Source organism: Janthinobacterium sp. SUN100 (assembly GCF_030397705.1).
Lineage (GTDB): Bacteria > Pseudomonadota > Gammaproteobacteria > Burkholderiales > Burkholderiaceae_D > Janthinobacterium > Janthinobacterium kumbetense.
In genome coordinates this window covers 924,590-938,894 of sequence record NZ_JAPUBU010000001.1, presented here as the reverse complement: position 1 = coordinate 938,894, position 14,305 = coordinate 924,590, and the positions used below count along the sequence as shown (strand labels likewise).

Here is a 14,305-nt window from a genome sequence, read left to right as displayed (position 1 = left end):
CGCCGTCGCACTTCTTACATGGTGGGGCCAGACTTGATTGTTTTGCCTCCGACACTCCACTCTTCTTCAAATTTCGATCATGCGTACTTCCAAAGCCCAACAAGCCAAAAACCATCGGCTGATCATTCAGACCGCAGTAGACCTGATGACCCAGCATGGGTTTGAGGGCACCACGATGAAGCAGATCGCGCGTGCCGCCGACGTGGGTGATGCCACCATCTACAAATACTTCCCTACCAAGGAGAAACTGGTAACCGCCTATTTTGAGCAAGCAATTGCAGACGCAGTGGCGCAGGCCGACAAGACGGAGGGACAGAACGAATTTTCGCTGCAGGAACGTCTGCAACTGGTAGTCAACAGTCTGCTGGAAGGTTTGCTGGCCGACCGTGAATTTGTGGGTCTGGCGCGCGGCATGGTGGAGCGCACTCCCACGCTGCTGTTGGGCGAGCAACTACCCGGCAAGCCTTTGCTCCGGCAAACCTTCGTCCAGATGCTGGAGCAGGCCGAGGCGAGCGGTGAAATCGTGCCTTGCGGCTTCAAGCCCAGTCTGGCTGGACTGTTGGCCGACTATGTGTACGGCGTCATTGCGTACTGGCTACGCGACACCTCCGACCAATTTACCAACACCACGCAAATGGTCGATTTGAGCTTGGGCGTGCTGGTATTAGCCTTGCGCAGCGGCCTGGTGGACAAGCTGCTGGAACTGGGAGGTTTCATGGTGCGCAGCCAGCTTGCACGCCTGATGCAAGACGGCAATGGCTTGCTGGATCTGCTGCAATTGGCCCGTCGCGGCTTGGGAGGGGTACGCTCATGACGCCCACGACCAAGACGAACACAGTTTCGCAGTTGCCGCGTACCGGGCGTCTTTCGCGTGGGGCGATTGTCGGCATGGCAGTGGCGCGGGCCGGGCTGACCCACCTGGGCCATAAGGCCAAGTCGATCACGTGCGACGAGGCGAAAATGGATCAGGCCCGTATGGCACATGAGGCGGAACTCGGGCGCATCCTGTTCGCCGCGTTGAATCAGCTCAAGGGCACGGCACTCAAAGCCTCGCAACTGCTCAGCATGGAACTGGGCTTTTTACCCGAGGGCATGCGCCAGGAACTGGCTCGCGCCCACTATCAGGTCACGCCGCTGAACCGCGCGTTGGTGATCAAAGTGATGCGCCAGGAGTTTGGCCAGGATCCGCAAGCCTTGTTCCAGCAATTCGAGCCTGTCGCCTTTGCTGCCGCCAGTCTGGGGCAGGTCCACGCCGCCATCATGGCGGACGGCCTGGCAGTGGCCGTCAAGCTCCAATACCCCGGAATGGCGGACTCCATTGGCAGCGACATGCGTATGCTACGCAGCCTGCTGCAAGCCTTGGGGGAACGCTCGGATATGTTGCTCAAAGCCGATATCATCGCGCGCATGATGGATGACATCGAACAGAAACTGGCCGAGGAGCTGGACTATTTGCATGAGGCACAGACCATGCAATGGTTTGCACAGCATCTCACGCTGCCGGGCCTGGTGATCCCCCAGCCGGTAATGGGCCGCACCACACGCCGCGTGCTGACGATGCAACGCTTGCCGGGATTGCATCTCAACGAATGGTTGCTGACCGAACCCGATCAAAGCGCACGTGATCAGGCGGGTCAGTTGCTGTTTGATACTTTCTTTCATTGCACCTTTGTGCTGCACCGCTTGCAAGCCGACCCGCATCCGGGCAACTATCTGTTCATGCCGGACGGCCGACTGGGCCTGCTGGACTTTGGCTGCACCCGCGCGCTGGACGCTGACTTCTGCCAAGCGCTCAGCGCGCTCTGGTCGGCCCAGTTGCGCGACCCGGCGGACCACCGTGCCATGCAGCAGGCCTATCGGGACCTGGGCCTGATTGGGCCGCATCTGAATGAGCAGGACTTTTGCCAGCAACTGCTGCCGGCAATGGCCGAGCGGCATGCCTGGCAGAAGTTGCCGTTTACCGTGGAGGTGTATGACTTTACGCACCACCCGCCATACCCACGTCCATCAGCGGCACATCATCGCCAGGCACTTCGGCATCTGCAGTCCTTGCCGGAGGAACTGCCCTATGTCGACCGGGCCTATTTAGGTCTGATCCAGCTTCTCAAAACCCTCGGTGCACGTGTGCGCACCACCAACCCCTGGATTCGTTGAATGAATACGACGTTTCTGCTTCCGGGATGCGCGGTCTTCATCATGCGTGGCAGCAGCCACGCCGCGTCGGCGCAATTCCTGGCGGGCCAGCACTGAAGCCCGTCCAATCAGGAAAAGAAGTACTTCTTAAACAGAGATTTGGTGGATTAATTCTCAACTGCGGACTCAAAAAAGTGTTGTTCGTCCGTGGTCTCATTTTGAATCGACGCAAATGGCGGAGCGCAACATGAAAAAAATAGTCATCGTGATTTTTGACCATTTCACCGATTTGGATTTGTTCTTGATGTGGGACGTCCTCGGACGGAATAAGACGGACTGGCAAGTGAAGATATTGGGAACAAAGGAAGAACACCAATCCGCAAACGGCCTTGTTATCAAGACCCACGGGTGCATCAGCGAAGCGAATGACGCAGACGTTGTATTGTTTTCCAGCGGTAAAGTTGGAGTGAAAGGCGCTATCGCCAGTCCGGATTTCATGCGTGCATTTTCGCTGAATCCAAACACGCAGCTCATTGGATCGATCTGTGCCGGCTCGTTCATTCTTGCCAAGTTGGGTCTGCTGGCAATGGGGCCGGCCACGACTCATCCCGATGCCAAAGAGGAATTGCAATCCCTGGGAATTGACGTGCTCGATTTGCCCCTGGTATGCAAAGGGAATGTTGCGACTGCAGGTGGCTGTTTGTCTGCTGTGTATCTAATCGGTTGGGTCGTTGAGGCCTTGTTCGGCCGGGACAAACGTCAAGAAACACTCAGAGAACTTATTCCTGCCGGCCAAAGCGCAATCTATGAGCGACTAATTGATACGAGTATCCGGGACGCCATCTCCCCGAAAGTAGGCGTTGGCGCAATATTGGAAAACCGCTTGCAAGCTCCGTCAAGAAGCATGCCAATCGAGGACGATCTCGTATGAATCTACGTTTCTTTCACCGCACCGCAGCCGTTGTCATTGCTGCATTTGCCTGTTTCACAGGACAAACCATCTGATATCGCTATGGAGCATTCCGGCCTATGTGACCACGATGAAAGAATTCCCTCCGCCAGAGCACGTTTGCAAACTTGAATGCGTGCCAATCAAGACAACCGCAGTCCGACCATCACTCACTTTACAGAGAGAGTTTTATTCATGACAAACGAAGCAAACAAAGTCTTCCTCATTTCCGCACCGGCAGCAGCCATGTCGGCGTCAGGATTGACGCACATTGATTTCTCCGACGGCTATTCCGGTCAGGGGGATCGAACCTACGTTGACGCCGAGCAAGCGGGGCGCGCCGTTTTCGCTGAGCCGCATCGCATGCTTTCCTTGCTCATAATTTTGCGCAACGGAATCGTCGCACCGCTCGGACTAAAGAAAAGTATTAGCTTTGGTGATCGCGGGCTGGGGAAGATTGGCATGTTTCCGATTATTTCAAGTACGGAGACTGAAGTCGTCGTCGGTGGTGACGACAAGCATCTGGACTTCCGGATCTGGATAAGCATTCAACCGGGTCTGAAGGGATCGGAAGTGACGGTTTCAACCTTGGTTAAAATAAACAATCTCTTTGGAAGAGTGTATTTGTTTATCATCATGCCGTTTCATAAGCTCCTGACGCGCTCGCTGATGGAGCGCGCGGTCAACCGGCGCGACAAGGTGCACCTTAAGCCAGAAAGGTGACCTCATTGTTGCCGCTAACCGAATATTGACCTATATAAAGGCAGCGTAGGCCATGGGATATTTTCACAGGTCCGACGTTGCGCTCCCATCGGGAATGACCAGTACAAAATCGTAGCCCTGAATCATGCCTTGGACACTGCTGTTTCCATTCGCCAGGGTTTTAGCCGATCCCAGCAAGGGGCGCACGTCGAACAATGACCATTCCTTATGCTCGCTCGCCGCGGCGAAGAAGGGCAATACGCCAGCCATGGCGGACTTGATATCGGTTTTTTCGATTTCTGTTGAGGCCGACGCGCGTCCAATTCCAGCAAATTGCGCCTGCTGGCCCTTGGACGCCAGCACTAATACATGCAGCGATTTTTGCCCGCGGCCTTCCGCATATTCAGCCAAATAATTGCCGATCTCCCGGCTACCGGCACTCAGCGGGTTATAACCTCGGAATACATGAACTGCACCGGCTTTCAGCAACATCCGCTGTGCCGGCGCAAGCGTCAAATGGCTGGCCACATTCCGCTTCATTAGTTTGGCACGCTGTGTATTGGATGCATATCCCTGTCCCGGAGTTATGTTTTTGCTATAAATGCTGCGGCTTTCGATCAACGAATTTAACATCGCCAAGGCGGGCATGTCCTTGGGGGCCGTGAGCAGCTTCTGTAGCGCGAACAATTCCTCTTCTTTGACTTTCAACATGAAAAGATCACGCGGGTCTCCGCTCGCCGACGCCCGGCCATAGTCGTCGCTCTCAAGCTTGCGGAAGGCCTCGATTTTTGATTTCGCCAAAGGACCAAGCGGTTGCCCGGCCATTTGCTCGAGCAAATATTTCGAAGCGCCCATGAGTTCCTGATCCATTCCCACTAATTGGAACGATGGTCCGGCAGCTTTGGCGAAACGGGCCAGGAATTGCGCCTCAGCTTGCCAATTGTAGAAAGCAGTAGCGACCGGATAGGCCTTATTAAATGCGGCTATGCCAGCAACGCCAGTATTGGCTTTCAAGGTCTTTGCCAAAGCATCAGCAACAGCCGGCCCATTTTCGACAATCAGTGTCGTAAATCCTTGACTTGCCAATTCTTCAAAATATGCCGCCGAAAAATTTGCAATTTCTGCAATGCCATGGTCCTCGCCGATGAGTACGAATTGGCTCTCCCGACCTGCATCTATCAATGTTGCCGCGCCGGAACCAACCATCTTTCCATGATCGATTGCGATCGTCGTGCGAAGGGCGGCCAAACGGTCTGGCAGGGATGGTGGCTGATCCGCCGACAATGCAGGCATGGCCAAGCCGGCCAAAATGATAGAAATAATTATGGAATGAGTTTTTCGCATTATTTTTCGCAAGAATTGTGTTCTGGTCGGCGATTTCAGTCGCGGGGTATTGGGACGCAGGATGTCAAGCCTCCAGCGCAGGATGTCCTGCTTGTTTGGTAAACGATCGCGCTCAATCGGTATGCTATATGTGATCAGGGTAGGTTGATCTTGAAGGATATTTCCTTTTATAGATTTTCGGCGGGAAGGAGAAATCTGATCATGCTACGGTAAATCAGGTGACGCGACAACTATCCTGACATGGGAGGAAGTTAATAATTTTTTGCAAACGATCATTGGACAGGACCCTGCCGCCATTAAAGTGGCGGGCGGTTGGCAATGCCAACCGCCGCCAGCCGCTAATGCGACAGCACCGAATCGCGCGACCTGTGCCCGAGGTAAGGCAGCAAGCTGAGGAGGCCAAGCACAGCCAGCGCGACGCCGACCCACAGCGGGGAGCGCAGGCCGTAGCCGGCGGCGATGCCGAGGCCGCCGAGCCAGGAACCGGCGCCCAGGCCGATGTTGATGACGGACGTGTGCACCGTGTTGACCAGCGGTCCCGGATGGGCCGTTTTCATCACGCGGGCGATGATGGCTGGATTCATCGACATGCCGACCAGGCCCGTGACGACCAACAAGGCGACGCTGATGCTCTTGTCGTGCGCAAAGACGGCGAACAGCGCCAGGCTGATGCCCAGGATGACCATGCCCCAGACCATGATGACGGTGGTGTAGCGGTCCGCATAGCGGCCGACCACGGCATTGCCCACCACGTTGGCGACGCCGTAGACGCCCAGCAGCCAGGGGATGGCGGAGGCTGGAAAGCCGGTAATTTCCGTCAGGATGGCCGCGAAGTAGCTGAACGCCGCGAAAATCGCTCCAATGATGAGGCCGCTGCTGGCATACGCTGCCCACAGGTGGCGATTGCGGAATTCCCCCAGTTCATTGCCGAGGCTGACAACCTCCGACGGCTTGGCGCGCGGCACCAGCACGGTGATGAGCGCCAGGCACAAGAGCGCCAGCAGTACCACCAGCCAGAAGCTGGCGCGCCATCCCAGGTGCTGGTCGATGAGCGTGGCGACCGGCACGCCCACCACGGAAGCGAGCATGAGGCCGCCGATCACGACGGCGGCGGCGCGTCCGCGCGCGTTGGGCGCGACGATGTCGGCACAGATCGCCAGGGACAGGCCAAAGCAGGTGGCGGCGGCCACGCCCGTGACTACCCGCGCGATGGCCAGGATGTCATAGCTGGTGGCGGACGCGGCGACTGATTGGGCAAGGACATAAAAGCACAGCAGCCACAGCAGTCCCTTCTTGTTCGGCACGCGCAGCTTGAGCAGGATGATGGTGCTCAGCGGTCCGCCGATGACCATGCCCATGGCATAGAGCGAGATCAGATAGCCGATCCGCGTCACCGGTTCGTCCATGGCCAGGGCCAGCGACGGCATCATGCCCGCCACCATGAATTCGGATGTCGTCAACGAAAAGATCGTCAACCCCAGAATGTAAACAACCAGCGGCATAGCAATATCCTTCGAAAGTAATCACTAAAACACTCGCCAGGCGTGGCACGCACCCCGGCCGCATGCGGCCCTTGCGCGCGCCACGTCGTGGTTAGGTGTTGCAAGACGTAAAGACGCTGTCCGGAATGTCACCGACAAACAGGTTGGGGAAGTCGCGTACCGAAAGGTGCTGCGGGTCGTTGCCAGTGACCATGCGCAGCAGGCGGTTGCCGCCGGCCTCCAGGTAAAAGACCGATGACGGCTTGCCCGTCCGCTCCACTACCCAGGCGTCCGCCTCCCGGCCCAGCACGGTGTGGCGGCCGTCGTGGCGGGCGCCGCCGCCCAGCAGCACCGCTTGCGGCAGGAACAGCTCATGGAACGGGGTCACCTCATCGGCCAACGCCGTGCCCTGCAGCTGCTCGCCGGTGGCTTGCGCTTGCCTCGCGTAGGACACTTTCTGCTTGCGGCTTTGTTCACGCCTGGCGTCGCCGATTTCCGACATCCACAGCAAGTGCCCATGTTCCTTTTCCGACCAGGGGTTGAACAGGCCATCGATGCGACAGATGTTGCGCGCATAGTCGAACCAGCAATAGCCGGACGTGACCTGGTCGTCCTCCTGCATCGGCGTCCAGTAGGAAATATAAGCGCTGCTCCATTGCATCGGCAGCAGCGGCGGGGAGACGTGTGTCGGCATGGCAGCTCCCTAGCGGCCCAGCGCGTAGCCGAGGCTGGCCATCAGCGCTTCTTGTAGCGACGGCAAGTCCTTGCGGCGGGCGTCGAAGCTGGCGGTCAGCTCTGCATTGCTCAGTCCGATACGTTCGCCCACGCTTTCAAACCACAGGCGGCTGCTGTTGGCGTGCTCCTTGAACAATTGCATCAGGGGCACGGCGCGGGCATTGAAACTGTCCAGGGCGGCGGCCGTGCTGGCTTCGGTATCGAGGATTTTCACCAGCAGCAAGGCCGCCACTACCGCCATGGTGGTGCCGTGGCCGATGGAAAAATGCCCCGATTGCAGCGCATCGCCCAGCAGGACGAACTTGCCGTCGCAGGCCCGGTCACGGCTGAGGGTCATGAAGTTGCGCCAGCCCTGGCCTGGTTGGCTCTGCAGCCTGTGCTCGCCGAGTTCGGCTTTGAACGTCCTGGCGATATACGCGGCGGCATCGCGCTCGGAAAGCGCTTCCAGCCCGGCCTTGGCGTACGTTTCTTCGCCGCATTCGACGATGAAGGTGCTCATCGTGTCCGAGTATTTGTAGGCATGGCCGATGAAAATGCCTTGTTCATTGCTGCGGAATACCAGGTTCATCTGGTCGAACAGCTGGGTGGTGCCGTACCAGATGTATTTGTTGCGGCCGAAATCGATGTGCGGCGCCAGCGCTGGCGGCAAGTCCAGCGATTTGTAGTTGACGCCATTCGAGACCACCACCAGGTCGTACTCGGCTTCCAGTTGCGCCTTGTCGTCTGGCGGCGTTTCGTAGCGGATGGCGATGCCGGCCGCCACGCACTTGGCGCGCAGGGCTTGCACCAGGGCCTGGCGTCCGACGCCGCACAGGGTAACACCCGTGCTCATCAGGTTGGGCTGGTCGTGATGCACGAGTTTGAATTCTTCCAGGAACTGCGGATTGAGCCGTTCCGGCTGCTCCAGGTAAGAGAGTGGATTGGCGGGATGGCGCGGCGGCCGTCCCGGCAGCACCACGCCCCAGCCCAGCACTTCCTCAGGGGTATTTTTTTCCGTAATGCTGATATTCCAGCCGGGCTGGGCCTGTTTCATCTGGCTGGCGAAGAGCAGGCCTGCGGGGCCTGCGCCGATGACGAGAATGTTCATTAATTTACCCTTCCAAGTTTGTACCAAACGTTTTGTTTCTTCTGGATTTGCTGCAATTCATCGTAAGGAACCGATGTGAAGTACAGTTTCTCCGCCATGTCCGGCGGATAAACACGGGGGAATTTCTTGTGCATGTAGCGCGTGTAGCGCGTCTGCAGGAAGAAAATCAGATTCGGATTGCTCAGCGCTTCATAGTTGGCGATCGCCATGTCCTGCATGGCGTCCGCCTGCACCTTGCGCTGCTGCGTGAATTCGGATAGGGCAGGGCCTAGCGCATTGCCGTGCTTTTCCAGCAGGGAAACGAAGACGTGGACGTCTTCCAGCGCCATGTTCATGCCTTGTCCGAGGAACGGGGCGGTGGCATGCGCCGCATCGCCGATCAGCAGGATATTGGCCTTGTAGTGGAAGGTGCTGGAGCGGACATTGATGAGGTCGTTGCTGGGCAGCGCCATGAACTGGTCGAGCATCTCCTTGCGGCGCTCCGGCGGCAGGCTGCCGAAGTAGCGGTTGAAGAAGTCGGCCATGGCTTCGCGGTTGAGCGTGCCCAGGCTGGGCGTGCCGGTGTAGGGCAGGCACAGGGCAAAGCTGATGCTGCCGTCCGGGATGGTGGCCGCGCGGCCGGCAAACAGGCCCTTGGAATCCATGCCGAAAAAATACAGCAAATCCTTGCGGAAACCGAGATCTGCCGCGTCAGGCAACACCAGCGTCTTGTAGCCGTGGCGGAAGTAGCTCTGCTTGAACTCGAAACGGCGCATGCCGCTTTGCATGGCGCGCCGCACGGCCGAGTGGGCGCCGTCGGCACCAATGACCAGGTCGCCATACAACTGCTGTACGGCGCCGTCCGGGCCCTGGACCAGCACGATCTTTCTTTCCAGGTCGACATCCAGGCATTTATGCTCAAAGTAATACTTCACCTCGTGCTTGACGGCATGCCGGTTCAGCAGGCGCTGGAAGGCCGTGCGGTCCAGCGACAGGGGAAACAGGCCTTCGAGCGGGGTCAGCTCGCGTATCCGGTGCCGGCCGCCCACGCTGAAGGCCATGCCGACGATGGGTTCGCCGCACTGATCGAGCTCCTGTTTGCTGATGCCAGCTCCCAGGACGGCCTTGATGCCGCGCACCGTCATGCTCACGCCGATGGCGCGCGAGTTGACCGGGTCGGCGTTGGCGGTATTCTCCAGCAGCGGATCGCCGCGTTTTTCGATGACGTGGACATCGTGCCCCCGCTGCGCCAGATAAATGGCGCTGAGGCTACCTGCCAGGCCTCCGCCGACGATAATGATTTTATGCATTTCAGGCCTCTCTTGACATCTTTCCCCGAGATAAATCGGTAAGTTGCTGATTAAAAAACTCCAACATTTCTATCGGCGCCATGCCGATGACATCGCTCTTCAGGCTGCGCGCGTACTGCGCCAGCGCCAGGCACTTCTGCGCCAGCATGTCGCAGCCCAGGCTGTAGTCGCTGCTGACCTTGCTGCTGACCGATTCGGGCACGGGCGGTCCCGCGTGGCGGCCGGGCACGCCCGATGGCATGTTCATCAGGGCCGCCGACAGGGGGCGCAACAGGCCGGTCATGATGTCGATGGAGGCGTTCATCAGGCGCGAGCGGCGCAGACTGCCCAGCGGCCGCTGCGCGAAATGGTGCGCCATCAGCAGGAAGGTCAGTTCGTAGCAGCCTTGATACAGCTGCATCAGCGCGCGCGCCGTTTGATCCGTCACTACCGTGCAGTCCGCCCGCGCTTCCAGCACCGGATTCTTCAGCGCCGGCCGCGCCGGCTCGAACGGCTTGCCGCAGGCGGAGAACTTGCCGGCGACGGTGCGCAGCCGCTGGAAGTGCGACGAGGCGAAATGCGGCGAATCGACGGCCACGCCTTCGCCCTGCTCGGTGACGAAGTCGATGGCGAACAGCGCGCTGTCGCGGTCGGACACTTCCAGCTGGTAGCCGGGATAGGCGCGGTTGGTCAGTTCTTTCAGGAACAAATGATGTTCGCCGCCGCGCTTGCCGCCGCCGCTCTCGAACAGGCCGGGCAGCTCGGCCACGGCCCGGCGGATCGCGATATAGAAGGTGGCAATGGATTTGCCCGGCGTGGGAATGTAGTCGGGCCATTCGAAACGCACGAAACGGGCCAGCACGTGTTCGGAAAATGGCTCGAATGCAAATTCCGTGTCCAGGCCGAAACGTTGGCGCGCCTGCTGGCCCAGCACCGGGGTGCCTCTGTGGAACGGTTCGCCGAGCGCCATCAGTACATTGTTGACTAATAAATAATGAATCATTTCTTCGTGGGCGATTTCCAGCAACATGCCGCGCGTGCCGCTGTTGCGGCGCCGGTCTTCGGCGCCGCAGGCCAGCTCCAGCTCGGCCGGCAGCCAGCGGCCCGCCTGCACCAGCGCCGCCCCCTGCGCATAATTGGGAATGGAATACGCGGCATACAGGTATTGCAGCATGAGCGACAGTTCCAGGTCGATGGCCTTTTTCAGCTCGTCGATCAGTTCCGCCTTGCTGCCGATGGCGTGCGGCGTGGCCGGTGCCGGCAGCGCCGCCTTGGCCTTTGCCTCGACCTGCGTCAGGTATTTCAGGAACAGGCGCGATTTTGGCAACGACAGTTCGCGCGTGCTGGGCATGTAGTAGCTCTTGTCGCGGTTCTGCGGATCGCACATCTGCCACATCAGGCGCGCATACGTTTCGCACTTGCACTGGTCCGCCAGGCTGAAGACCTTGTCCGACATGAAGGGATACACGAGCTCGTAGTAACTCATCACATGCCGGTAGAGGAAGGCGTAGTCGACCTGTTCTGCCGGTACGTCGTCCAGATGCCAGTCGTCGGGCAGTACCCGCACGCCAAGGTATTGTTTGTGCTTGCCCGTCCCCAGCACGATGCGGGTCGCGCCCGGCTGGCGCCCCGTCAGGGTCAGCGCCGTGTAGCCATGCCCGAGCGGCGACGGCTGCTGCTCCACGGCCAGCAGCGCGCCGTCTTCCGCTTCCGCCGCCAGGGCCGCAGGCACCGCCAGTTCGCCGCGGTAGCGGCTTTGCACGGTGATGGCCTGCGGAAATTGCTCGTGCTTGTTGCGGTTCGGCGCTTCCAGGTACAGCTGGTTGCTGTCCGATTGCGATACCCAGTCGGCCTCGTCCCACTGCGCCTGCGCGCTGCCCAGGTTGAGCGAACCTGCGGCGGGGGCATGTTGCAGCGGCACGTCGAAGACGCCGTGATGGCGCCAGTGGTCGCGGTACAACTGCTCGGGAATCCGCGCCAGCAAGGCGCCGGAGTCATCCTGCAGCAGCAGGTCGCCGAGCGCCTGCTTGCCGCCCAGGGCATGCGTGGGATGCTGTTCCGAGACGGCGTCCGCGTCGCGCGTGGTGAAGGGAATGGCGGTCGGCATGTTGAACGAGACGCGGTCCGCATGCAGTTTCACCAGCACCGGTCCCAGGCTGGCCTGGCGCGGCTGCAGCAGGCGGCCTGTCGGATAGGTGGCCAGCTCGTCGCGCCGCCACAGGCCGATGCTGCCGGCCAGGTCGTAGAACACGGGCGAGTCCGGTTTTGGCGGCGTCGACATATTGAACAGGCAATACTGCACCGTCAGGCCCAGCACCTCGTCGTCGGCCAGGGCTTGCTGCAAGGCATGCATACTGGCCGGCCACGGCAGCTCCGCATTGAACAGGAAATGCGGGTCTTGCTTGGACACGGAGAACTGGAACAGCCTGGAGCGGCCGATTTCCTCATCGAGGAAATGCCCGCTGCGTTCCGTGATATGGCCGCTGCCGAGCCAGCGCACCGAGTGCGCCTGCGCGATGTCGGCGGTAAACAGCGTGGGTGTGCTGGGCGTGGCCAGCTTGTCGCTCAAGGTGAACTGGCCGGCGTAGATCAGCGTGGTGTCCGGCTGGGCCGGGTTGTTGTCGATCCACCTGGCGCGGTTGAAGGTCGTGCGCAGGTACTCGTTGTAGTGGCCCCACAGGCCCAGCCTGGCGCCCACCAGCGGGTCTTGCGTATCGACCTCGCCATCGCGCAGCTGGACGCCCGTGATCCTCGCGTTTTCCCACGAAAAATGATTGTTCCCGCAAAAATTGTGGCCTGCCGCCAGGCTGAAGATGCCGTCCGGATCCGGCTTGCCCTTGGCGTTGAAGCGGGGGGCAAGCTGTTTCAGGTGCGCATGGAATTCAGCCGGCGGCCGGCTCAGGTCGACAGGCTCGCCCGCCATCGATACCGTATTCGTGGCGATATCGATGTTGCCGTGCGTATTGCGATTCCCCGTCGGCACATTGGCGCGGGCAAAACCCCGAAAATGCAGACGGGGGAAGTCAAGTAGGCTCATGCGCGCTCGGTCGAGGAAGTGATGAAGGTATCGTTGGCGGCGGCGACGTCTTCCCGTTGATCTAGCCGCTGCAGCAACAGGCCGCTGGCGTGCTGGGCACTGATCAGGCTGCCTTCCATCCAGCCGCAATGCGCGGTATAGGCATCCGAGCAAGAGATGATGCCGTCCCGGTGCAGCAGGACGGCCGGGTGCTCGGCTTCCGGTTCCACGCAAAACTCGACGCCATGCGGCCAGAACTTGTGGAAGTGCGCCTTGATCGGCGGCAGCGGCTGGCCATCGAGCGGCAGGACGTCTTCCAGGTGGCGGCGGACGCGCTCCAGGTACACGTCTTCACCGAGTTCCAGGCTGTCCCGCCAGTAGGTGGCGCTCTTGCTGTCGGTGTAGAACAGCACATACTTGTCGCTCTTGAAGTAGACCTTGCGCAGGGGATTGGCCGCCATCAGCACCTTGTCGGTCAGCCCCAGCTCTTCCCACCAGGCCGTGTCGAACGTGAGGAAGCCCTTGAACAGGGGCAGCGAGTCGTACTGGAACGGGCTCCAGGCGTTCGGGAAATCCAGGTTCAGGCGCGGCATGGCGGACGGCGGGATGGCCATCACCAGGTGGCGCGTGCGGTGCATCTGCGTGTCGCCCTGGTGGCTGAAGGCGAGCACATGGTCGGCGCCGGATTTTTCAACGGACAGCAAGCGGTGTTCCAGGCGGAATTCCACCCCGGCGGCCTGGGCCTGGTACTGCAACTGGCACAGCAACGCGTGGTAGCCGTCGGTGGCATAGCGCCACTGGTTGGCGGCGTTTTCCGTAAAGTGCTGCGTTTCCGGGTGTTTCTTGATGATGTCGTAGGCCATGGCCGCCGACACCATCGGCAGCAGCAGGGCGTCATAGCCGGTCGCCTTGATGATGTGGGTGGCCTTGGCGGCGCCCAGGTAATGGCTGAAGAATTCGAGGAAGGAGTCGTTCGGATGCTCCTTGAGCATCGGGCTCAGGCCATGCAGCGTTGCCTTCAGCTCTTCCAGCACGCTGTCGTGGGAGATGACCTCGGTGAACGGGTAGACGGCATGCGGCAGTCCGCTGCCCTGCATCAGCTGCTGGAAATGCGGATGCAGCTGCGGCGAGTAGCGGGCGGCGCCGAGTTCGGCGATTTCCTCGCCATCTATTTTCCGCGACTGGATGCGGCCGCCGACGGTGGCATTCAGGTCGAAGACCCGGATGCGCAGTTTCCTGCTGGCGGCGGTGTCGATCAGGCGGTTGGCGCAAGTCAAACCGCCTATGCCGGCGCCTACGATGCAAATGTCAGAATACGTGCTCATACGAAATTCCTTTTTAACGTTCATTAATCAAAAAGCTGCAAAATCGCTAGCAAAAGTTTCCCCTGCACGTGTAGGCAAGGGAGGTGGGACGCTGGGTGTTACCGCACTTGGCGAGCGTTATCGGCTGGGGAATGAAGAGCCTGGCGAGAACTGGCGTTGTTTCTGGAATGGTCGATTCTTGGCTGCAGAGTTTCTGTTTCAAATCAAAGATGGCACCGACAGTAGCCCAGGCATCGGGCAGTCAATTTGATAAATATCAATGTAG

General features: G+C 59.7%; 12 protein-coding genes. 5 read left to right on the top strand and 7 right to left on the bottom strand.

Going from position 1 to position 14,305, the window contains the following annotated elements:
• Positions 1 to 79 precede the first annotated feature (79 nt).
• From O0881_RS04095 to O0881_RS04080, 4 genes are all read left to right on the top strand, one after another.
• Positions 80 to 814, top strand: a complete 735-nt coding sequence (locus tag O0881_RS04095; RefSeq protein ID WP_289907086.1) for a TetR family transcriptional regulator — start codon at positions 80 to 82, stop codon at positions 812 to 814.
• A complete protein-coding gene (locus tag O0881_RS04090; protein WP_289910279.1) occupies positions 811 to 2,154 on the top strand; it encodes an AarF/ABC1/UbiB kinase family protein in 1,344 nt (447 codons plus the stop codon). The genes O0881_RS04095 and O0881_RS04090 overlap by 4 nt, the downstream gene beginning before the upstream one ends.
• A gap of 226 nt (positions 2,155 to 2,380) precedes the next feature.
• Entirely contained in the window at positions 2,381 to 3,064 is a 684-nt protein-coding gene (locus O0881_RS04085) for a DJ-1/PfpI family protein (protein WP_289910278.1), read from the top strand.
• Between the two features lie 213 nt (positions 3,065 to 3,277).
• Entirely contained in the window at positions 3,278 to 3,805 is a 528-nt protein-coding gene (locus O0881_RS04080) for a DUF2867 domain-containing protein (protein WP_289910277.1), read from the top strand.
• A gap of 63 nt (positions 3,806 to 3,868) precedes the next feature.
• On the opposite strand, the gene O0881_RS04075 is transcribed toward O0881_RS04080, so the two are convergent.
• From O0881_RS04075 to O0881_RS04045, 7 genes are all read right to left on the bottom strand, one after another.
• Positions 3,869 to 5,128 (bottom strand): hypothetical protein, encoded by a 1,260-nt coding sequence (locus O0881_RS04075; protein ID WP_289910276.1) that lies wholly within the window; start codon positions 5,126 to 5,128, stop codon positions 3,869 to 3,871.
• Between the two features lie 338 nt (positions 5,129 to 5,466).
• Positions 5,467 to 6,630, bottom strand: coding sequence for an MFS transporter (locus O0881_RS04070; RefSeq protein ID WP_289910275.1), 1,164 nt, complete (start codon positions 6,628 to 6,630; stop codon positions 5,467 to 5,469).
• Positions 6,631 to 6,721: 91 nt separating this feature from the next.
• Positions 6,722 to 7,303, bottom strand: a complete 582-nt coding sequence (gene vioE / locus O0881_RS04065) for a violacein biosynthesis enzyme VioE (RefSeq protein ID WP_289910274.1) — start codon at positions 7,301 to 7,303, stop codon at positions 6,722 to 6,724.
• A 9-nt stretch (positions 7,304 to 7,312) separates the two neighbouring features.
• Positions 7,313 to 8,431 (bottom strand): tryptophan hydroxylase, encoded by a 1,119-nt coding sequence (locus tag O0881_RS04060; protein WP_289910273.1) that lies wholly within the window; start codon positions 8,429 to 8,431, stop codon positions 7,313 to 7,315.
• Positions 8,431 to 9,720, bottom strand: a complete 1,290-nt coding sequence (locus tag O0881_RS04055; RefSeq protein WP_289910272.1) for an NAD(P)/FAD-dependent oxidoreductase — start codon at positions 9,718 to 9,720, stop codon at positions 8,431 to 8,433. Before O0881_RS04055 ends, O0881_RS04060 begins: the two co-directional genes overlap by 1 nt.
• 1 nt (position 9,721) lies before the next feature.
• Entirely contained in the window at positions 9,722 to 12,736 is a 3,015-nt protein-coding gene (gene vioB, locus O0881_RS04050; protein WP_289910271.1) for an iminophenyl-pyruvate dimer synthase VioB, read from the bottom strand.
• Positions 12,733 to 14,040, bottom strand: coding sequence for an FAD-dependent oxidoreductase (locus O0881_RS04045; protein WP_289910270.1), 1,308 nt, complete (start codon positions 14,038 to 14,040; stop codon positions 12,733 to 12,735). Before O0881_RS04045 ends, vioB begins: the two co-directional genes overlap by 4 nt.
• Here O0881_RS04045 and O0881_RS04040 point away from each other — a divergent pair.
• The gene (locus tag O0881_RS04040) at positions 14,015 to 14,290 is read left to right on the top strand and encodes a hypothetical protein (protein ID WP_150130958.1); all 276 of its coding nucleotides are present in this window, start codon (positions 14,015 to 14,017) and stop codon (positions 14,288 to 14,290) included. The genes O0881_RS04045 and O0881_RS04040 overlap by 26 nt on opposite strands.
• The last annotated feature ends 15 nt before the right edge of the window (positions 14,291 to 14,305 follow it).